This is a genomic window from Glaesserella sp., from assembly GCF_041814905.1.
GTDB lineage: Bacteria > Pseudomonadota > Gammaproteobacteria > Enterobacterales > Pasteurellaceae > Glaesserella.
Window position 1 is genome coordinate 42,825 of sequence record NZ_JBGXYA010000015.1, and the last position, 21,374, is coordinate 64,198.

General features: G+C 40.4%; 21 protein-coding genes and 1 pseudogene. 4 read left to right on the forward strand and 18 right to left on the reverse strand.

The genetic code is table 11. The annotated features are described in order from the left end of the window. Window positions 1–2 precede the first annotated feature (2 nt). Window positions 3–2,021, reverse strand: coding sequence for an NAD-dependent DNA ligase LigA (ligA, locus tag ACEYJ7_RS02330; protein ID WP_373777412.1), 2,019 nt, complete (start codon window positions 2,019–2,021; stop codon window positions 3–5). A 139-nt stretch (window positions 2,022–2,160) separates the two neighbouring features. Continuing rightward, window positions 2,161–3,069, reverse strand: a complete 909-nt coding sequence (gene zipA / locus ACEYJ7_RS02335) for a cell division protein ZipA (RefSeq protein ID WP_373777413.1) — start codon at window positions 3,067–3,069, stop codon at window positions 2,161–2,163. 118 nt (window positions 3,070–3,187) lie between these two features. Here zipA and cysZ point away from each other — a divergent pair, with 118 nt between their 5' ends. Then, window positions 3,188–4,039, forward strand: coding sequence for a sulfate transporter CysZ (gene cysZ, locus ACEYJ7_RS02340; protein ID WP_373777414.1), 852 nt, complete (start codon window positions 3,188–3,190; stop codon window positions 4,037–4,039). Between the two features lie 58 nt (window positions 4,040–4,097). Here cysZ and ACEYJ7_RS02345 read toward each other — a convergent pair whose 3' ends face one another. From ACEYJ7_RS02345 to ACEYJ7_RS02410, 14 genes are all read right to left on the reverse strand, one after another. Next, on the reverse strand, window positions 4,098–5,546 hold the full coding sequence (locus ACEYJ7_RS02345; RefSeq protein ID WP_373777415.1) for an alkaline phosphatase: 1,449 nt from the start codon (window positions 5,544–5,546) through the stop codon (window positions 4,098–4,100). A gap of 189 nt (window positions 5,547–5,735) precedes the next feature. Next, window positions 5,736–5,978, reverse strand: a complete 243-nt coding sequence (locus tag ACEYJ7_RS02350) for a hypothetical protein (protein WP_373777416.1) — start codon at window positions 5,976–5,978, stop codon at window positions 5,736–5,738. A gap of 85 nt (window positions 5,979–6,063) precedes the next feature. Beyond that, window positions 6,064–7,518, reverse strand: coding sequence for a decarboxylating NADP(+)-dependent phosphogluconate dehydrogenase (gene gnd / locus ACEYJ7_RS02355; RefSeq protein WP_373777417.1), 1,455 nt, complete (start codon window positions 7,516–7,518; stop codon window positions 6,064–6,066). A 77-nt stretch (window positions 7,519–7,595) separates the two neighbouring features. Beyond that, on the reverse strand, window positions 7,596–8,024 hold the full coding sequence (locus ACEYJ7_RS02360) for a hypothetical protein (protein WP_373777418.1): 429 nt from the start codon (window positions 8,022–8,024) through the stop codon (window positions 7,596–7,598). 11 nt (window positions 8,025–8,035) lie between these two features. Next, window positions 8,036–8,392: a DUF1304 domain-containing protein gene (locus tag ACEYJ7_RS02365; protein WP_373777419.1), complete on the reverse strand. Its 357-nt coding sequence runs from the start codon at window positions 8,390–8,392 to the stop codon at window positions 8,036–8,038. A gap of 60 nt (window positions 8,393–8,452) precedes the next feature. After that, the gene (locus tag ACEYJ7_RS02370) at window positions 8,453–8,731 is read right to left on the reverse strand and encodes a hypothetical protein (protein ID WP_373777420.1); all 279 of its coding nucleotides are present in this window, start codon (window positions 8,729–8,731) and stop codon (window positions 8,453–8,455) included. After that, the gene (locus ACEYJ7_RS02375) at window positions 8,728–9,330 is read right to left on the reverse strand and encodes an ORF6N domain-containing protein (RefSeq protein WP_373777421.1); all 603 of its coding nucleotides are present in this window, start codon (window positions 9,328–9,330) and stop codon (window positions 8,728–8,730) included. The genes ACEYJ7_RS02370 and ACEYJ7_RS02375 overlap by 4 nt, the downstream gene beginning before the upstream one ends. Before the next feature lie 228 nt (window positions 9,331–9,558). Further along, window positions 9,559–9,951, reverse strand: a complete 393-nt coding sequence (locus tag ACEYJ7_RS02380) for a GNAT family N-acetyltransferase (protein WP_373777422.1) — start codon at window positions 9,949–9,951, stop codon at window positions 9,559–9,561. Window positions 9,952–9,984: 33 nt separating this feature from the next. Beyond that, entirely contained in the window at window positions 9,985–10,683 is a 699-nt protein-coding gene (gene pgl / locus ACEYJ7_RS02385; RefSeq protein WP_373777423.1) for a 6-phosphogluconolactonase, read from the reverse strand. Between the two features lie 96 nt (window positions 10,684–10,779). Beyond that, window positions 10,780–12,264 (reverse strand): glucose-6-phosphate dehydrogenase, encoded by a 1,485-nt coding sequence (gene zwf, locus ACEYJ7_RS02390; protein WP_373777424.1) that lies wholly within the window; start codon window positions 12,262–12,264, stop codon window positions 10,780–10,782. Between the two features lie 81 nt (window positions 12,265–12,345). Continuing rightward, entirely contained in the window at window positions 12,346–13,158 is an 813-nt protein-coding gene (gene cysQ / locus ACEYJ7_RS02395; RefSeq protein ID WP_373777425.1) for a 3'(2'),5'-bisphosphate nucleotidase CysQ, read from the reverse strand. A gap of 63 nt (window positions 13,159–13,221) precedes the next feature. After that, window positions 13,222–13,620: a hypothetical protein gene (locus ACEYJ7_RS02400; RefSeq protein ID WP_373777426.1), complete on the reverse strand. Its 399-nt coding sequence runs from the start codon at window positions 13,618–13,620 to the stop codon at window positions 13,222–13,224. 9 nt (window positions 13,621–13,629) lie between these two features. Continuing rightward, window positions 13,630–14,178 (reverse strand): ADP compounds hydrolase NudE, encoded by a 549-nt coding sequence (nudE, locus tag ACEYJ7_RS02405; protein WP_373777427.1) that lies wholly within the window; start codon window positions 14,176–14,178, stop codon window positions 13,630–13,632. A gap of 67 nt (window positions 14,179–14,245) precedes the next feature. Next, window positions 14,246–14,737: a YqaA family protein gene (locus ACEYJ7_RS02410; RefSeq protein WP_373777428.1), complete on the reverse strand. Its 492-nt coding sequence runs from the start codon at window positions 14,735–14,737 to the stop codon at window positions 14,246–14,248. Window positions 14,738–14,929: 192 nt separating this feature from the next. Between ACEYJ7_RS02410 and focA the strand changes: the two genes are divergently transcribed. The 3 genes and pseudogenes from focA to ACEYJ7_RS02425 form a co-directional block, all read left to right on the forward strand. Further along, complete coding sequence (gene focA / locus ACEYJ7_RS02415; protein ID WP_373777429.1) at window positions 14,930–15,754, forward strand: formate transporter FocA; 825 nt, start codon at window positions 14,930–14,932, stop codon at window positions 15,752–15,754. Between the two features lie 72 nt (window positions 15,755–15,826). Further along, window positions 15,827–18,151 carry a formate C-acetyltransferase gene (gene pflB, locus ACEYJ7_RS02420; protein ID WP_373777430.1) on the forward strand — a complete coding sequence of 775 codons (2,325 nt, stop codon included), beginning with the start codon at window positions 15,827–15,829 and terminating at the stop codon, window positions 18,149–18,151. A gap of 132 nt (window positions 18,152–18,283) precedes the next feature. Then, window positions 18,284–19,402: pseudogene (locus tag ACEYJ7_RS02425) on the forward strand (family 20 glycosylhydrolase); the annotation flags it as partial. Between the two features lie 459 nt (window positions 19,403–19,861). On the opposite strand, the gene ACEYJ7_RS02430 reads toward ACEYJ7_RS02425, so the two are convergent. Together ACEYJ7_RS02430 and pgaC are read right to left on the reverse strand one after the other, a co-directional pair. Further along, a complete protein-coding gene (locus tag ACEYJ7_RS02430; RefSeq protein WP_373777431.1) occupies window positions 19,862–20,134 on the reverse strand; it encodes an HmsD in 273 nt (90 codons plus the stop codon). Next, window positions 20,135–21,370: a poly-beta-1,6-N-acetyl-D-glucosamine synthase gene (gene pgaC / locus ACEYJ7_RS02435; RefSeq protein ID WP_373777432.1), complete on the reverse strand. Its 1,236-nt coding sequence runs from the start codon at window positions 21,368–21,370 to the stop codon at window positions 20,135–20,137. Window positions 21,371–21,374: the final 4 nt, after the last annotated feature.

The following is a 21,374-nucleotide window of genomic DNA, read 5'->3' on the forward strand; positions in this document are numbered from 1 at the left end:
TTTTATAACCCTGCTAATGTGACTAAATCCTGTTCGCTTAAAATCGCGACGCCAAGTTCTTGTGCTTTAGCTAATTTGGAGCCGGCTTTTTCACCGGCAATCAGATAGTCGGTTTTACTTGATACACTGCCCGACACTTTGCAGCCCAAACTTTGTAAAATTGCCTTGGCTTGATCTCGGGTTAATTGAGTGAGAGTGCCGGTCAGCACGACGGTTTTATCTTTTAGCGGATTATCGGCAATGTCTTTTTGTATAACGTCTTGCCATACCACGCCTTGAGCGATTAAATCGTCTACCACTTCGGCATTATGTGGTTCCTGCCAGAATTGTACGATACGGTTTGCTACCACATCTCCAACATCTTGCACCGCCTTAAGCTGTTCGAAATCCGCTTGACGGATAGCCGTGAGTGTACCGAAATGGTTGGCAAGATTTTGTGCGGTGGATTCACCGACATCGCGAATACCTAAGGCAAACAGAAAGCGTGCCAGCGTCGTCTGTTTCGCTTTTTCGATACTTTGTAGGGCGTTATTCGCAGATTTTTCACCCATGCGTTCTAAACGCATTAACGTGGTGTGATCGAGTTTAAACAAATCGGCAGGCGTATGAATAAGCTCTCGTTCCATCAGCTGCTCAATCAATTTTTCACCTACGCCGTCAATATCCATCGCCTTACGTGAAACAAAGTGCTTCAATGCCTCTTTTCGTTGTGCGCCGCAAAATAATCCGCCGGTACAACGAGCTACCGCTTCGCCGTCAACTCGTACTACGGCAGAGCCGCATACCGGACAAGCGGTCGGAAATTCGATTTTTTTTGCAAATTCGGGACGACGGGCCGCTACCACGCCGACGATTTGCGGAATCACATCACCGGCACGACGAATAATAACGGTATCACCGATGGCAATACCTAAGCGTTCGATTTCATCACCGTTGTGTAAGGTCGCGTTGCTGACGGTTACACCTGCTACAAAGACAGGTTCCAGTTTTGCAACAGGGGTAATCGCGCCGGTTCTGCCGACTTGGAATTCAACATCATTGAGAATCGTCATCTCTTCTTGTGCAGGGAATTTATAAGCAATCGCCCAGCGCGGTGCGCGAGAGACAAATCCCAGTTCTTCCTGTAGCCCTATCTCATTGACTTTCAATACCGTACCGTCAATATCGTAGCCGAGCGCGCTGCGTTTCGCTTGGATATCCGTATAAAAAGTAAGTAGGGCATTGCGTCCTTTTGCAAGGCGAATTTCATGATTAATCGGTAAGCCCAGTTCTTTTAACCACTGTAATCTCCCGTAATGCGCCGTCGGCAATTCGTCGTCACTTTCATAAATACCGATACTGTAAGCATTGAAAGTCAGCGGGCGTTGACGGGTAATTTTCGGGTCAAGTTGGCGCAATGAGCCAGCCGCCGCGTTGCGTGGATTGGCGAAGGTTTTTTCACCTTTTTCTAATGCCCGTTCATTTAATTCGTCAAAGCCTTTTTGTGGCATAAACACTTCACCGCGTACTTCCAAACGGTGGGGCGGATTTAGTGTATTGAGCTTAAGCGGAATGTTGCGAATAGTCCGAATATTGGCGGTGATATCTTCACCAGTCGTGCCGTCACCACGGGTTGCCGCTTGAGTTAATGTTCCGTCGACATACAGAATACTGACTGCCAAACCATCCAGTTTCGGTTCGCAACAAAATTCGAGATTACGGATATCGGCACCAATACGATCTTGAATGCGGCGTAAGAAACCGTCTAAATCTTCGTCAGAGAATGCGTTATCTAAAGATAACATTGGCAATTCGTGGGTAATTTGGGTGAAACCGTCCAACGGTTTGGCTCCGACGCGTTGAGTCGGAGAATCGGCGGTAATCAGCTCAGGATGTTGCCATTCAAGGTTTTTCAGCTCGTTCATCAAACGGTCATATTCGGCATCTGGCACGAGCGGGTTATCTAATACGTGGTAGTGATATTCGTATTCGCGTAAAGTGTCTCTTAACTGATTCAGTTGATTTTGAACGGTATTTTCCATTGGTTAATTTCTCTATAAAAAAGACCGCTTGTAAGCGGTCAGTTTACTCACAATGTCGCCGGAGCGATTTCTCGTCTTTTAGGTAGGTCGGTAATCCAACCGTAAAAACTTAATTGCGTTTTGTGAAATGTTTTGTGTATTACGCTTGAGTAACGCGTAATAAATAGTTTTGACGGGATTGATCGTCAAATAGTTGATGTTGTTCATCCAGTACGAAACCTCCGACAGCTTGAGCAAAGCTTTCGACTGTACGAATCATTAAGCGCAAGTTAACAAGATCGTTACCGACAGAAGGCAAGTGCATAAAGAATACCAAACCGACGGTATTGAATTGTTCGATTTTGGATAAATCAAAAATGCCCGGCTGCATCATATTGGCAACACTAAACAATACCGGACTGGTTGTGTTATCAATATGGCGGTGGAAAATTTGGTATTCACCGAATTGGAAACCTAGGGTTTCTAACTGTTGCACGACAAAATCACCGCGGAACTGCTGACCTTCGGGGGCAACAACGTAGAGTGTGATAATGCCGTTTTCACTTTCGGTAACTTGTTGTTCCGGCTGTGGCTCGGCTTCGGTTACGACTGGTGCGATTTCTACTTGAGGTTGCTGTGAGCGGGGGTCCTCATATAATTCGGTCGGTGGAGTTTCTACAATCGGTTGAGATTGTTGAATTTGTTGAGCAAAAGTAGGCGCGGCAGGTTGAATGGGCGGTTGTTCCGAATGCATCGGTTCGGTTTGTTGACCCGGCAAGCTGATTTTGATGTTTTTTACGCTGTTTTGTACTTCTTGCTGCTGAGTTTGTGCAAAATCTGGTGTATTGAAATCTGAATGTGCGGATGCTTGAGGGTTAAAACCTCGCGGATTTAATGTAGGCGGCACATTACCGATAATATCGTTATTTATAGGCGTTGAGGGTGGACGAGTTGAAAACGTATTTGAAAAAATACGTGATTTTTCACGGCGTGCAGACCATACGCTAAATCCAATTAAAATAGCAATTAGCAGCCCTGCCAAAATAAAGAAAAGAATATAAGTTTCCATTTTGTCCTCTTAGCTCAAATAATCGTCAAAATTGAAATTTCGCTCCATTTGCGAAAAATGAGCATATAGCTTACCATATTTCTCCTTTCTTCCAAATTTTTGAATAGTAGGGTGAGTAATGTCTTCTCCGTTTTCTTCTCCTGAAAGCCAAGCAAGTGCAGGTTTTCATTATTTTATTTATGGTTGGCGCTTAATATTACAGCGTCAGCTTATGCCTTTTGTTATTTTCCCTGTTGTGATTAATACGGTATTAATGATCGGTTTGATTTGGCTGTTTTTTGTAAATATCGGCGGTTTACTTGACTCTTTCCTTCCGACGTGGTTGGAATGGTTAGGCTTTGTGTTAATTCCGTTAATTTTTGTATTAATTTTGGTGATTTTCTATTTTACTTTTACCACTTTAGCAAATTTTATTGCTGCTCCTTTTAATGCGTTGTTAGCAGAGAAGGTAGAACAGCAATTGACGGGTGAAAACCTAACGGAAATGAGTTTTGCCGCAGTATTAAAAGATGTACCGAGAATGCTAAAGCGGGAATGGCAAAAAATGTGGTACAGTATTCCACGCTTGCTCGCTTTGTTTTTATTGGGTTTTGTCCCTGTTTTGGGACAAACGGTAGTGCCGGTTCTGGCATTTATTTTCGGCGCATGGCTGATTGCGATTCAGTATTGCGACTATCCATTTGATAACCATAAAATTCAATTTCAACGGATGAGAAATGCGTTGGCGCAATACCGCACGATGAATTTTACTTTCGGTACTTTAGTGAGCCTGTTTACGATGATTCCGTTCGTTAATTTGGTCGTGATGCCGGTAGCTGTTTGCGGAGCAACGGCAATGTGGGTAAAAGAGTATCGGGACTTCTTTTTAGGTAACCAAAGCGGAGAATTTTCCGGTGCGGATTTCACCACCAAAAAACGAAATACAACATTAAGTACGGAAACCCGTAATGGAAATATCGTATCGAAATAGGCGACACGTGTATTAAGTATTAATAGGGTGAGCTTTTCTGCGTCACCCTATTTTTATATTATTGTTTGTCGGTTTTAATGCCTAATGCTTTTGTGCTGGCATCAAAAATATGGGTGTTATCAATATAACGCTGTTCTTCCTGTGGTACTTTGTAGAACTTGCCCAAGTTCGGATCTTTGCGTGCTACCGTATTAAAGAAAGTTGCACCTTTACCTTTCGCATAGACAGGTACTAACTCTCGAGTATGGTTATCGGTATGCCAACGAACTAAAGGCAATGCACCTGAGCCTTGATTGATGATTTCGGAATAGAAATTGCTGTTAGAATCCGGGCCTTGTAGCAACCCGTTACCGTGGTCTGTGGTGACGATAAGCAAGGTTTCATCCCATGAACTATTTTTTTCTACCCATTTCACCGCTTCTTCAACAGCAAGGTTGAAATCAATTTGTTCCTCAATAATACGCGGTAAATTGTTAGCATGCGCCGCCCAGTCTACAGCGCCGCCTTCAACCATTAAGAAAAAGCCCTTCGGATTTTGGCTGATCACATTCAGGGCACCTTTCGTCATCGTTGCAAGATCCGGCTGGTTTGCCAGTAAATTCCCTGCCGCTTGACCTGAACGATTAAACTGTAAAGTTGCCCCATTTGACGCGGTACCTAACACTTTTTTCTTATCACCGAGATCCAATTTATTTTCCGCTAACGCAACAAAATCTTCTTTTTTATCAATCAGTTTATATTCAGATTGACCAGAAGTTAATTTTTCCCACGTCGCTTTGCCGCCGACAAAACGGAAGGCTTTATCATCTTTAGGCTCAATCGCCTTACCATTTGCATCATAGTAAGGATGGCCTGCGCCCATCACAACTGTCGCCAAGCCTGAATCGACAATCTCTTTGGCAATCTCTTGATAGTTATTACGATTGATATTGTGGGCTAAAAAGCCTGCCGGGGTTGCATGGCTCCACTGTACCGAACTGATAACCCCTAAATCACGTCCGCTTTCCACCACATATTCACCAATATGTTTGAGTTTTGTATCATTATTTGACCAGTTAATCGCATTATTATAGGTTTTATAACCACTTGCTAACGCTGTAGCAGCGGCAGCACTGTCTGTATAATCTGTGCGGGTATAGTCATAACCTTGGAAATAACCGGGGTAAGAGCCGAGAGAACCTTTGATGGTATTATCGGACTTTTGTATATCCCAAAGTCTTGTAGAATCGAATTTAACCGAATTTTCGCTGGTTTTAGTCGGAGTTGTGGAAGTGTTGAGAGGGTAGGTGGAGGCGAATAGTTTGACATCAAATTTATCATAAATTTCACGACCTAATGCACCATGACGGTAATAACTTGCCGCATGCCATGTTTGTAATCCTGCACCATCGCTGATTAATAAAATCACATTTTTTGCAGGCGTTGCTGCGGTTTCATTTGCTATTGCTGTTGTACCCGTAGAAAAGGTAAAAAGCGTAACGAAAGCAATTTTAGTCAGTTTGTTCATAAAGATTCCTCTTGTTGTTGGTGTGTTCACCGCGAGGAAGTTTAGGAAAAATTTATGACAATTTAATGACAAGCGGTCAGATTTTACGAAAAATTTGCAAAATTTAGGGGCGATATTTTCGCCCCTTTTTAACCGCTAGCACAAGTGTTTCTCTCGTGCCTCGGTTTCATGCAATTACTTACTGTATGATTAATTTGACGCTTTCGGTGGTTTCGGACCTTGACCATTATCAGCCGGTTTTTCAAAGCCTTTTGCTTTCATACAGGCATCAAATGCAGCGCGATCTTCTTTGTTTGTTACCGTTTTTTGACATTCTTGCATCGCAGCTTCCATTTCCGGATTATGAGGCGGTTTGCCATGCGGACCTTTACCTTCATTTGAACAAGCGGCTAATGCTAAAGCAATAGTAGAAAGTACTAATAATTTTTTCATAAATTTGCTTCCGATAAATAATAAATTGTAAAAAAGCGGGTAAATCTACCCGCTTGTTTGTCCTCTATTCGGATATAAAGTTCAATTAGACATCGTAAGTGGTTGAAGCTGTATTACCGCCACGCCCCGTCCAGTTGGTGTGGAAGAACTCGCCGCGCGGTTTGTCAGTACGCTCGTAAGTGTGTGCACCGAAGTAGTCACGCTGTGCTTGCAGTAAGTTTGCCGGTAAACGATCTGAAGTGTAACCGTCTAAGAAAGTGATCGCACTTGCCATACACGGCATTGGAATACCGACTTCAATCGATTTCGCCACCACTTTGCGCCAATCGCTTAATGCGTTCTCTAAAATGCCTTTGAAGTAAGCATCTGAACCTAAGAAGATTAAATCAGGGTTTGCTTCGTAAGCATCACGAATGTTGCCTAAGAAACGACTACGAATGATACAACCTTCACGCCATAATAATGCGGTTGCACCGTAGTTGATGTCCCAACCAAAGTTTTCGGACGCTTCACGAATCAGCATAAAGCCTTGTGCGTAAGAGATAATTTTTGATGCTAATAACGCTTTACGCACCGCTTCGATCCAAACTTGTTTGTCGCCTTCCACTTTACCAATGGTTTTGTTGAACAATTTAGATGCGGCAACACGTTGATCTTTGAATGAAGACACACAACGAGCGAAGACTGACTCGGTGATTAAGGTTAATGGAATACCAAAGTCTAATGCGTTGATCCCTGTCCATTTACCTGTACCTTTCTGACCTGCGGTATCAAGGATTTTTTCCACTAATGGCGTGCCGTCTGTGTCTTTGTAACCTAAAATATCCGTTGTAATATCAATGAGATAGCTGTCAAGTTCAGTTTTTTTCCATTCAGCAAAGATCGCCTGCATTTCATCATAACTTAAACCTAAACCGTCTTTTAAGAACTGGTAGGCTTCACAGATTAACTGCATATCGCCGTATTCGATACCGTTGTGTACCATTTTCACGAAATGACCAGCACCTTCTTTGCCCACCCAATCACAGCAAGGCTCGCCTTTGTCGGTTTTTGCTGAAATCGCTTGGAAAATCGGTTTCACATATTGCCACGCCTCGCTATTACCGCCCGGCATAATGGAAGGTCCGTGACGTGCGCCTTCTTCACCGCCCGACACGCCTGAACCGATAAAGCGAATGCCTTTTTCCGCTAATGCTTTCACTCGGCGGTTAGTATCAGGGTAGTTTGAGTTACCGCCATCAATGATGATGTCGCCCTCTTCTAAGTGCGGTAATAATGCATCAATAAATTGATCAACCACTTCACCCGCACGCACCATTAACATCACTTTGCGTGGTTTTTCTAATTTCGCAGCCAAATCTTCTAAAGAATACGCCCCGATAATGTTTGTACCTTTCGCTGCACCTTCTAAAAACTCGTCCACTTTTGATGTAGTACGGTTATAGGCAACGACTTTAAAGCCGTTGTCGTTCATATTTAAAATAAGGTTCTGACCCATTACCGCTAAACCGATAACGCCGATATCGCCTTTTACTGACATTTTTTGCTCCTGTTATGTAGGGTGCGTGTAAACGCACCGTTTTGAATTTTTGGTGCGTTTACACGCACTCACAAAAGTTATTTCAATAACTTTTGAAGTTCTTTAAATAATTGTTTAACAACATTAGAATTATCTTCATCAGTTGGTTTCTTTTTTTCATACCATTTAATATTTTCCTTGGTATCATGAAATAACTCAGCATATTTATCGAGTACTTTAACTCCTTTCCCTCTAGTTCTTGAAGTTCCAAAAATATAATCACAATTATGATTGTTAAGCTGATATAAATTATGGCGAATTTGTAGTTCTCCATCACCAGCAGAATATAAGCCGACTTTAATATTACCGTTTTGGAAAACGGCTATAAAATCAACGAGATTTTCATCTCGTTCAAAATAGATTAAATTAGCTAAAAAGTTATCGCATGTTGTTTCAAATAATTTATTGAAAGTCGTTGTTTTACCAGTATTAGCTGTACCATATAAAATAAACAAATGTTCACTCATTTTATGTTCTCCTACATATTATTTGTTACCAACGCCAACACCGCCGGCAACCCTTGTTTAATCAAAATTCCTTTATTCTTCGCACTTATCGCCCCATAAACCGCCGCCACGATCACGCAACTTAAAAAGAAATAAGTCACCGCACTTTGTTGAATACAAAGGGAAAAAATAATTCCAGCGGCTAAAAATCCGTTATACAACCCTTGATTAGCAAACAACAACTGAATTTTAGGATTGCTTGCCGTTTGTTCATCTAAATTAAAAATCTGCCTTGCCTTTGGGCTGTTTAACGCAAACATTTCTAAATACATAATATAGAAATGTTCAAGGGCGACAAGGGTTGTTAAAATATAAGCGAGTATTGACATTGTTTTCTTTCCTGACAAGCGGTGCGTTTTGCAAAATTTTTTGCAGATCTGACCGCTTGCTTATTGTTCTTCTAACTGTTCTAAAATTTTACTGGTTGATAAATCCATTTTAGAAAAGGCAAACCATTTTTTGCCCAAATCCTTTAATGAGGCACCGATATGGTAGAGTTCGGTGCGATCTAAAATCAAAAATCTATCGTGTGATTGATTAAACGGTTTTATCGTTATTGGCTCATATTGACTATTATAACGTTCTAAATCAAGTGCCAACTGCCTGCTGATTGTTTTTGTATAAAGTGTGACATTAACACCTAATTTACGTTTACTAAATAACGTCAAGACAGAATCGTCAAAATAATAGAAGATTCTGCTTTTCTTATTAAATCTGCGACAAAAGTATAGGCATCAAAAGTTTCACCATCAAAAAAGATACCTTGAATGCGTGGTTTATTTCCTTCTAGAGCTAAGAATACCTGCTCCAATTGCCCTGACATTTCAATCTGTTTGCGTTCTACATTTTCTAATCGTTGAATAACACCGGCGTTATTCAACAGTGTATGTCGCATTTGTACGAAAGCCTGCATAATTTTAATGCTGACTTGAATTGCAACTTCACTACGCAATACGGTTGAAAGCATTGCAATACCTTGTTCGGTAAAGGCATAGGGTAAATATTTTCTATGTTTACCCTTCGCATTTTTATTTTCTTCTTTCTCTAAGATCACAAATTGTGATCTTAGAGACGACCACTCACTTTCCGTCAATTGAAAACGAAATTCCTCTGGAAAGCGCTCCAAATTTCGTTTAACCGCTTGGTTAAATGTTCTCGTTTCTACTTGATAAAGGCTTGCCAAATGGCTATCAAGCATTACTTGAACATTTCTTACCGTAAAAATCTGTGCTTCCAATTCAGAATTAATTTGTACTAATTGGTTCATCTTTTTTCCTTCAGCGTCTTACTTTTAGCATTTTGAGGTCACAATTTATGACCTCAAATAGAAACTAGAATGAACCTTCTTATAACGAAGTTCGAACACCTTTTTACGATTTTTCGACACGGATCGCAAATTTAGATTTTAAGGTCACAATTTGTGACCTTAAATACTCACCATCAATTAGTGTTAACCTCGCAATGCGATCATATTTAAAGAACAATACCCAATCTTTTAATGTTTCGTCCATGCACTCGGGTGTTTCTCAAAACCGATGTGTGGGTAGTAATCGACTGCTTGGGGAGCAGCGAGCAAAATCAGTTTTGCTTTTGGGTGCAGTGCGTTTTGAGTCTGCTGAATGAGTGCTTGCCCGATACCTTGTTTTTGGTAATCGTCCCGCACCGCCAAGTCTGCCAAATAGCAACAGTAGCTAAAATCCGTCAGGGAGCGGGCAACGCCAATCAGTTCATCGTTATCCCATGCGGAGATGATTAAATTGGCGTGCTTTAACATGGATTCTACACGCTCGGATTCATTAAGCGGACGACGTTCTCCCAACGTTGTTCGATTTAATAATGTGCGATATTGCTCTACGGAGAGAGGAATATTGATTTTATATTCAATCATGGCTTAACTCATTGGCAATCTATCAACAAAAAATTAAAGTAATGCACCTGCTTCTTTGTCCAAATACCACTCGGTCACACCATTTGTCGCTTTAATTCTTGCTGCCGGATAAGGCAGGTTTTCCGCCAGGGTGGTTTGGATTTCTTTGAGAATTTCCGCTTTGCTTGCCCCTGTGACTAAATAAGTAATGCGTTTGGCTTGTTCAATTAATTTAGCGGTTTTGGAAATACGAATTTGCCCTGTTTCAGGGTGTTTGGCAATAATAGCTAAATTGGGATCATTGAAATTTGTTTGATGTGGGAACAGAGATGCTGTGTGTCCGTCCGTTCCCATTCCTAAAATAATCCAATCAAATTCAGTATTTGGTACGCAAGCGGTCAGTTCTTGCGAAAATCTTACAAGTTCTTGTTCCACAGGCTCTTCTCCACGAATACGGTGGATATTTTCCGCCGGGATTTGGATATGATCGAACAGTAATTTTTGCACTTCGCCGTAATTGCTTTCAGGATCTTGTGGCGGAACCATACGATCATCGCCCCACCAAAAATGTAAGTTTTGCCATTGAATTTGGCTTTTATACGGCTCTTGAGCAAGGGTTTTAAACAGCAGTTTTGGCGTACTCCCACCCGATAACGAAATATGTACAGGGCGATTTTGTTCACTATAAGCCTTAAATTCTTCGGCGATTTTTTCAACGGCGTTTTGGGCTGTGTTAAAGATAGTTATGTTCATCGTTTTTTCCTTTTTAGCCGGCGCGAGCGTCTCGCTCGTGCCAAATAGAATTCTAGGGCACGAGCGAGACGCTCGCGCCAGCGATAGAGGATATTCTTAAACTTTTTTCTTCATCAAACCGCTTGGTTTACGCCAAACTTTACCGTGTTTGGCTATCAGTTTATCGGCTTCAGAAGGCCCCCACGTACCTGCCTCATATTCATAAACTCGTCCACGTTCGGCTTTATAATCTAAAATCGGTTGAACAAATTTCCAGCAGGCATGAACTGCATCGGTACGGGCGAATAGGGTGGCGTCGCCTTTCATCGCATCTAATAACAAACGTTCATACGCCGTTAACAAACTTGGTGAAGCTAAATCCGCATAGCGAAAATCCATCGACACTTCTTTGGCTTCAAAGCCGGCACCCGGTTTTTTCAAGCCGAAACGCATGGAAATACCTTCGTCCGGTTGAATGCGGATAATTAATTTATTGTCCGGGGCATTTTGGCTAAATACCGGGTGCGGAGTCGTTTTAAAGTGAATAACGACTTCAGTCACGCGAGAAGGTAAACATTTACCGGTGCGTACATAAAAAGGTACCCCCGCCCAACGCCAGTTATCAATTTGGCAACGTACCGCCATATAGGTTTCGGTATTAGAATCTTCCGGCACGCCTTTTTCTTGTAAATAACCTTTCACTTCCTTGCCGTTAACAAGCCCGGCCGTATATTGTCCGAGTACAAGGTTATTTTTTAAATCTTCTTTATTAAGCGGGTGTAGACAATGTAATACTTTTGCCACCTCATCACGCATTGAATTCGCATTGATAATTGCCGGCGGCTCCATTGCAACCATGGCTAACACTTGAAGTAAATGGTTTTGGAACATATCGCGCATTGCACCTGAGCCATCATAATAGCCTCCACGTTCTTCAACGCCGATAGACTCTGCACCTGTAATTTCAACATAATCAATAAAATTACGATTCCATAATGGTTCAAACAAGCCGTTTGAAAAACGTAAAACCAATAAGTTTTGTACCGTTTCTTTTCCTAAATAGTGATCGATACGGTAAATTTGGTGCTCTTCAAAGAAACGGTGAATTTGAATATCCAGCGCTTTAGCGGTTTCAATATCGTAACCGAACGGTTTTTCAACGATAATCCGTTTCCAACCGAATTCTTCAGTCGTTAATCCGTGAGCGGCTAAACATTCCGGAATAATACCGTATAAACTAGGCGGTGTAGATAAGTAATAAAGCGTATTACCGCCTGTGCCGTATTTATCATGTAATTCGTCTAATCGAGGAAGTAATTTTGCATAATCTACCGCATTAGAAGTATTTACTGCTTGATAATAAAGGTGTTCACAGAATTTTTCTAAACTCTCACCGCTTGCTTTTTCAAGGGAGATAAGTGAATCATGCATTTTTTTACGAAAACTTTCGTCATTTAAATCGGTGCGGGAAACGCCCAGAACAGAAAAATTTTCGGACAATCTGCCCATTTTATAAAGGTGATAAAGTGCCGGAATCAGTTTACGGTAAGTTAAATCGCCGGAGGCACCGAAGATTACAATACAGTTGTTATCTGCTTTCATTTGTTGCTTGTTATCCTAATCTAATTGTTAAAATTTTGTGTTATTCTGCAATAATTTTTCTAAACTTACCAATCAATAAAACTAATTAAATTGAAAGATGGATTGCCAATTTGTCTGTTTATTGCCGACCATAATAAAGTGCGGGTTTACAAACGTATCGCGTTGATTGTAGGTTAACGGCTGGAAACGGAGATCAAAAATTTGTCCGCCGGTTTCTGCCAACAGTACTTCAGCGGCTGCGGTATCCCATTCTCCGGTATCTCCGAGGCGGATATAACAATCAGCCTTGCCTTCGGCAACTAATCCCGCTTTTAAGCTACTTGAGCCGTATTTTAAAAAGTTAACTTGGTAAGGTGGCTGTATTGCTTGGACAATTTTTTCACTGTTGGAGGTGCCGATCGTGATTAACAAGCGGTCAGTTTCAGCCGGAATTTTGCAATTATGCTGAAGTTGGAGCGTTTGCTTGTTTTCTTGTAAGAATGCACCGTGCGAATTCATTGCATAATAGGTTTTATCTAAAGCCGGGGCATGAATGACACCTAAGACAGGGCGGTTATGTTGAACTAAGCCGATGACGACGGAAAATTGATCGGTTCTGTCGATAAATTGTTGCGTGCCGTCTAACGGATCAATGAGCCAATATTGTTGCCATTGTTGGCGTTCGTTTAACGAAATTTTACTTGCTTCTTCGGATAAAACAGGAATATCGGGGGTAAGTTGTTTAAGTTGTTCGATCACGAATTGACTAACAAAGAGATCTGCCTCGGTAACCGGGGTTTGATCTTCTTTAATTTGAATCTTAACCGATTGTGTATAAAAATCTTGTAAATGTCTGCCAGCCTGGTAGGCAATGGTTAATACATTATTGAGAAGTTGTTGATTTAAACTTAACATAAAGCTCCTGTTATTGATAAGTCCGGACTCGACTTTATTCTAGAAACCCGTTCAAGAAAAACGTTATTCTGATTTTGGTAAAAACGGGCGTAGGATCAACATAGAGTAGATGGCGTTTGCTCCCGCTATCATTAGACCGATCATTATATTCATTAGACTTTGTTCAAGTAATGATACCGATCCTATAAAATCTTTAGGTCCTATAAAAATAATCGACATAAAAACGACGGCGGTGATAAAGCTGACTATTGCCGGCATAAGCATCACTTGTATTAAGTTACGTTGATGGTATTTGGTAAAATTGCATACAACGGCAAATAAAAATGCCGGTAATGTAAAAAATGAGAAGACGCTGGTTAGCGTTTCTATATTAAAACCGTTTAAAATGCCTAAGCAGAAGGTAAATACCAGCTGTGTTAACAACGGGAATATGACCAATAACGGTAGATGAGATTTAAACATAATTTGTTCCTATAATGATTTTAAATGGTTTTTTAATAAAAACAGGGCGGATAAATTACGTGATTCAGCAAAGTTTGGGTCACTTAACAACTCATCGATTTTATCCAGCGGATAGTAAACGATTTCTAACGGTTCCGGCTCGTCACCTTCAAGTTGAGAAGGGTAGAGATCTTGTGCGACGAATATATGCATTAAACCGTACATATGACTTGGACCACTGTAAAGTGAACGTAACGGTTCAATACAACGTGCGGCAAAACCAATTTCTTCTTGTAATTCTCGGTTTGCACTTTCAACCGGTTGTTCTCCCGCATCGACAATTCCCTTTGGAAAGGTGAGTTCATAACGTTCCGGACCTACTGCATATTCCTTGACGAAAATCAGTTGGTTATGGTGAATTGGGATAACCATGACGGAAGAGCGCCGTTGTGGCGTTAAGCGTTCGTAAGTGCGCTGTTCACCGTTGGAAAAACGCAAATCAACCGATTGCACTTCAAAGATTCTGGTTTTTGCAATGGTGGATATTGATAGAATTTCGGGGGCTGTTTTGTTTGTCATTAAATACTTCTCAAGGAATTAGCAGGCGCATAACATACCATTTTTATGCACAAAGCTCACGTTAAAGTTAGCCTAATAAACTATAAATTCCCCATAATAAAACTACATATCTTATTGCTTTTCCCAATGTGATAAAAATCAGACTGTACCAAACATTGAAACGTAACCAGCCGGCAATACCGCAAAAGAGATCACCAACAATCGGTAACCAACTAAATAGGAGAATCCAGATTCCATATTTTTTGCTGTGATATAATGCCCATCTTGCTGTTTTATTCGGTGTTTTTTCAAATTGAGGTTGAGGGACAAGACGTGCGACGGCGTAGGTCGTTAAGCTACCTAAGCTGTTGCCTAATGTTGCGCTAATGAATAAGGGGATAATCTGGTGATAAAATGAACCATTTTCTATTTGCAGTGCCTGAGAAATAAGAGCGGAAAAGATAATTTCTGAATTGCCGGGAAGTAGCGTGGCGCTCAAAAATGCACTGATGAACATCAATGTCAGTGGATTTTCAATAGAGGAAAAAAAGCTCATCAGTGAAGTAAAATAATTGGTCATTTTGTAGATAATTTGTTAATGCTTAGTTTGATTTAGGTAATGTTAAGTTTTTGATTTTGTTAAATCTTGATGCAAATCAATAAAAAGGACGACTTTATTTATTTTATACGTAAAATTTATTTAATGATCACTCCAACAGGTCTATAATTCTCAACAAATTCTGCAAAATTTCAAATTTTATTAAGGATAGTGATGTTTTCTCCTGCTGAAATGGCCAAAATCGCCGAAGACGGGGCGGTTTATAAAGCTACCAAAAATCAATTTTACTCTTTTGTCTCTGCCATTACTGCCGGCGCTTACATTTCAATTGCCTTTGTCTTTTATGCAACTACGCAAGTCGGTGCCGGAGAACTCCCTTGGGGTGTTGCGAAACTCATCGGAGGTACGGTCTTCTCTCTTGGTATTATCATGTGCGTAGTTTTTGGTGCAGAACTTTTTACCTCATCAACGATGACCGCTATTGCGAAAGCAAGTAACAGAATTACCTGGACGCAAATGTTGAAAAATTGGCTTGTTGTTTACGGCGGAAATTTTGTCGGCGCTACCTTTATCGTCTTTCTTGTTTGGTTTAGTGGCGAAATTATGGCAGCAGACGGGCAGTGGGGGTTAACTATTTTAAAAACAGCCCAACATAAAATTCATCATACTTGGGTTGAAGCATTTAGTTTAGGCATTTTTTGTAATTTAATGGTTTGTATTGCTGTTTGGATGGCGTATGCGGGTAAAAGTCTAACGGATAAAACTTTCGTGATGATTTTACCGATTGCAATGTTTGTAGCATCAGGCTTTGAGCACTGTGTGGCGAATATGTTTATGGTACCGATGGGCGTATTAATCCACGGTTCCGCAGGTCCTGAATTCTGGACGGCAATCGGAGTGGATTCTGCTCAATACGCAGATCTCACCATGGTGAATTTTATAGTAAAAAATTTAATTCCCGCAACGCTAGGTAACATTGTTGGCGGTGCGTTTTTTATCGGCCTGGTGCAATGGTTTTTGCACTTACGTAAACATTGATTTTCAAGATTCGTAGCGGGCGAATATTATTCGCTCCTGCATAATAATTTAACTAACTAACGAGGACTTAACATGGCTCAATTAACTGAAGCACAACTCAAGGCGTGGGAAGGTTTTGCACCGGGTGAGTGGCAAACCAACGTGAATGTTCGTGATTTTATTCAAAAGAACTACACTCCTTATGAAGGTGATGAATCATTCTTAGCAGATGTTACTGAAGCGACTTCAACGCTTTGGGCAGATGTGATGGAAAAAATTAAGGTCGAGAATAAAACTCACGAACCGTATGATATTGATACGGATACTCCGTCAACCATTACTTCACATGCTCCTGGCTATATCAACAAAGATCTAGAGAAAATTGTAGGTCTTCAAACTGATGCACCGTTAAAACGTGCGATTATGCCGTTTGGTGGTATCAATATGGTTAAAGGTTCATGTAAAGTTTATCGTCGTGAGTTAAAACCTGAAGTAGAAAAAATCTTTACAGAATACCGTAAAACTCACAATCAAGGCGTATTTGACGTATATACTCCGGATATCTTACGTTGCCGTAAATCAGGTGTTATCACTGGTCTTCCTGATGCTTATGGTCGTGGCCGTATCATTGGTGACTACCGTCGTATGGCTCTTTACGGTGCAGATTTCTTAATGAAAGACAAAGTTAAACAGTTCAATTCATTACAAGCAAAATTAGAAGCCGGTGACGATATCCAAGGAACTATTCAATTGCGCGAAGAAATTGCTGAGCAACATCGAGCATTAGGCAAAATGAAAGAAATGGCGGCTTCCTATGGTTATGATATTTCTAATCCTGCGACCAACGCCCAAGAAGCGGTTCAATGGACATACTTTGCCTATCTTGCTGCGGTGAAATCACAAAACGGCGCTGCAATGTCTTTCGGTCGTGTTTCAACCTTCCTAGATGTGTTTATCGAACGTGATTTAAAACTCGGTAAAATCACTGAACAAGAAGCACAAGAATTAATCGACCATTTAGTAATGAAACTTCGTATGGTACGTTTCTTACGTACACCTGAATACGATCAATTGTTCTCAGGTGACCCGATGTGGGCAACGGAAACATTGGCCGGTATGGGGTTAGACGGCCGTACATTGGTAACGAAAAACAGTTTCCGTATTTTACATACTCTCTACACAATGGGACCATCTCCGGAACCAAACTTAACAATCCTTTGGTCTGAAAGTCTACCGGATGGTTTCAAACGTTATGCTGCGAAAGTCTCGATTGATACTTCATCTGTGCAGTATGAAAACGATGACTTAATGCGTCCTGATTTCCAAAACGATGACTATGCGATTGCGTGCTGTGTAAGCCCGATGATCGTGGGTAAAATGATGCAGTTCTTTGGCGCTCGTGCTAACCTAGCGAAAACCTTGTTATACGCAATCAATGGCGGTATTGATGAAAAATCAGGCGACCAAGTAGGACCAAAAACCGAACCGATCACAAGCGAATACTTGGATTATGATGATGTCATGGCCCGTTTGGATAGCTTTATGGATTGGTTGGCAACACAATATGTAACCGCATTAAATATCATCCACTTCATGCATGATAAATATGCTTATGAAGCTGCATTGATGGCATTACATGATCGTGATGTATTCCGTACAATGGCATGTGGTATCGCAGGTCTTTCAGTAGCGGCAGACTCTCTTTCTGCAATTAAATATGCGAAAGTTAAACCGATTCGTGGCGACATTGAAATTAAAAACAAAGCGGGTGACGTTGTTGGTGTAGCGAAAAACGTGGCGATTGACTTTGAAATTGAAGGCGAATATCCGCAATTCGGTAACAATGACAACCGTGTAGACGACATCGCAGTTGATTTGGTTGAACGTTTCATGAAGAAAATTCAGAAACTTAAAACATATCGTAACGCAACACCGACACAATCAGTGTTAACCATTACTTCAAACGTGGTTTACGGTAAGAAAACAGGTAATACGCCGGACGGTCGTCGTTCAGGTGCTCCATTCGGACCGGGTGCAAACCCAATGCACGGACGTGACCAGAAAGGTGCGGTAGCTTCATTGACTTCTGTTGCTAAATTACCATTTGCATTTGCAAAAGACGGTATCTCTTATACCTTCTCAATTGTACCAAATGCGTTAGGTAAAGATCTGGAAGCTCAGAAACGCAACCTTGCCGGTTTAATGGACGGTTACTTCCACCATGAATCAACCATCGAAGGTGGTCAACACTTGAACGTGAACGTGATGAACCGTGAAATGTTATTAGATGCGATGGAAAATCCGGAAAAATATCCGCAATTGACTATCCGTGTCTCCGGTTATGCTGTACGATTCAACTCTTTAACTAAAGAGCAACAGTTAGACGTAATTACTCGTACTTTCACACAAACGATTTAATTACATCCTAAGTCATGAAAAATCCGCCCTTTGGGGCGGATTTTTTTTAATTTGATTAAAATCATAATGAAAAAGTTATTTTTACTTAGTTTAATTCCGCAATTTTGGGTAGTCACTTTTTTGAAAAATGCCATGTTTGTTATCCTTTGCGGTTTATCTTATTTTTCTCTTGCGGTAGCAAAAGCGGAATCTACGCAATGCATTCATTCAATTAAAGTCCCGGCTCATAAAGAAAGCGGGCTTATGTTAGATATTGCAAGACATTTTTATCCGCCTGAAGTCATTAAAGCCTTTATTGATACGATTCATCAGGCTGACGGTACTTTTTTGCATTTACATTTTTCTGATCACGAAAATTATGCTTTAGAAAGTGATATTTTGGGTCAGCGCGTTGAAAATGCCGTTAATCAGAACGGTATTTATATTAATCCTTTGACAAATAAGCCTTTTTTAAGCTATAGCCAGCTGCGTGAAATCATTGATTATGCTAAAGCAAGGCAGATTGAACTGATTCCTGAATTGGATAGCCCTAATCACATGACGGCTATTTTTGTATTAATGGAAAAGAAATACGGTAAAGACTATGTTCAGTCACTGAAATCTCAATGGAATGATGAGGAAATCGATATTACTAATCCGGATAGCCTTGCTTTTATGCAAAGTCTGATACAAGAAGTTATTGATATATTCGGTGATAGCAGTAAACATTTTCATATCGGTGGAGATGAATTCGGTTATAGCGTAGAGAGTAACCCTGAATTTATTCGCTATGCAAATAGCTTGAATGCATTTTTAATGAATCAAAAACTGACTACCAGAATGTGGAATGATGGTGTAATTAATGCGACCTTGCCGTTGTTGGATCGTAATATTGAAATTACTTATTGGAGTTACGACGGTGATACGCAAAATAGGCAGGATGCAGAGGAACGGCGCAGGATTCGCGCAAGTTTACCGGAACTGATTGAAAATGGCTTTAATGTACTAAATTATAATTCATATTATCTCTATTTTAATCCCAAACAGGGTGAATCGACTTCTTATAATAGTAACTATGCAATGCGAGATGCATTACAAAATTGGTCGTTAGGTATTTGGGATGGGCAAAATCGGTATAATGCGGTGAAAGAGAGCGAGCAAATTTTAGGTGCCGCATTGTCAATTTGGGGAGAAGAAGCCGGTTCATTATCTGCAGATACTATTCAAAAATATACGGAAGAGCTATTAAATGTCATTATCCGTAAAACCAATGTTTTGGATAGCTCAAACAATCAAGCTGTCCAACAACTGGCAAGATTAACCGATGACAATTTTGTGAAGTTAAGGCAAACCACCTACATTGATTTGACCCAAGCGGAGAACGATGCACTGATTCAACTAGAAAATTATCATCAAACAATCCGCTTATTGCAGGTAAAACAAAATGTGAATAAAACCGTTTGGATTAAAGGTGCACATAATCATCAGCTAAGATTAGCTTCTTTTTGGATTAATCGTGATTTCTCTACAACACATCAACATAAGCACTTTCAACTATATGAATATTCCGGTAATAGGTTGTGGGTCGATAAAGATATAGATGTTCATCAGGATAAATAAGAACAACAAGCGGTCTGTTTGACGCAGAATTTTGCAAATTTATTAAATGATAAAAGCAAAAAAGGAGCAAATCATTTGCTCCTTTTATCGAATGAAACAGTCGCCTTTTTATTAACGTTTGTAAGATTTCGCAATAAATGACCATATCACGGTGAAAACCAACAATATGGCGGAACCAATAAACATAAATGCAACGATCTGGTGAAAGAAAAACTGCTCAAGCACAGGCATTGCAAAAATTTTTGGTGCGTAGTAGTACATCATATATAAACTGTATCCCCATAAGAGCCAAGTTATCAATGTGATGCTGCGGCTTTTAAACGTTAAAGTGAAAGGCAAGTCTCTTGGTGATTTATTAATAATCATCGAATCTTGTAGTTCCATTTATACTCCTCTGTCTGGGCTAGTCCATACAGCTAATTTGGACTTGTTTCTAAAAATCGCTTTCGGAATACCGAAAACGAGGGTAAGTAAGTTCAGTGCCCAATATACATATGGGTACCAAATACAATATAGTGAATAACGGAATAGACCTTTTTCATAACGACTGTCGATATACAGACTGAACCAATATTGCCAAAAGAAGCAGAAGAACAAGACGGTCATCAGCATTCGGAATAACGGAATATTCAAACCACCGGTAGTTAACTCTAAAATAATATCAATGCAGAGTATTATTATTAATGAGTATGCCCAAACGGCAGTAATAAAGTATTCAATATACATTGGCCATAAACGGCGGTTTTTTACGTTCCAGATTAACGGAAAATATTTAATTATGGTTTCTGCTCCGCCTTGAGCCCAACGCAGACGCTGTTTCCATAAACCTTTCATCGTTTCCGGCATTAACGTCCAACAGAGCGCTCGGGGATCGTAGATAACGTTATAACCTGCAATTTGTAATTTCCAGCTTACATCGATATCTTCGGTGATCATATTGACACTCCAACCACCGATCTTTTTAATTGCTTCCGTTCTAAATAAACAACAGACGCCGGACACGGTAAAGATGGTTCCCATTAAACTTTGAGCACGTTTAATCAATCCGATAATCGAGCTAAATTCAGATGTTTGTAAACAGCCAAGAATCGTGCTACGGTTACGTACGCGCGGATTACCTGTAACCGCACCGGATCTCGGATTAGATTCTAACGACTGCACCATATAATCAATCGCGTGATAATCCAAAACGGCATCGCCATCAATACAAGCAACATATTCACCCTTAGCAATGGTTAAACCGTGATTCAGTGCGCTGGCTTTACCTGAATTTTCTTGGTGTAATGCAATGATTCTCTTATCAATTCTTGACCACCAATCAATAATATCTCCGGTACTGTCTTTACTGCCATCATTTATAAAAATCAGCTCATACTTCGGATATCTGAGTTTTAATAAGTGCGGAATCGCATCATCTAAGTTATCAGCTTCGTTGTAACAAGGAATCATGATACTTACCATAGGAACTTCATCAGGGTTCATAATATGGTAAAAAGGCTGACTGAATTTAACTTCTATAAATGCGGAATATGCACTTGCTGCAGTAGACCAATAAATTGCCATTAATGCAGGGTAGATAAACAGTAGGATATTTAAAATATCAAACCAGGTTAATGTCATATCA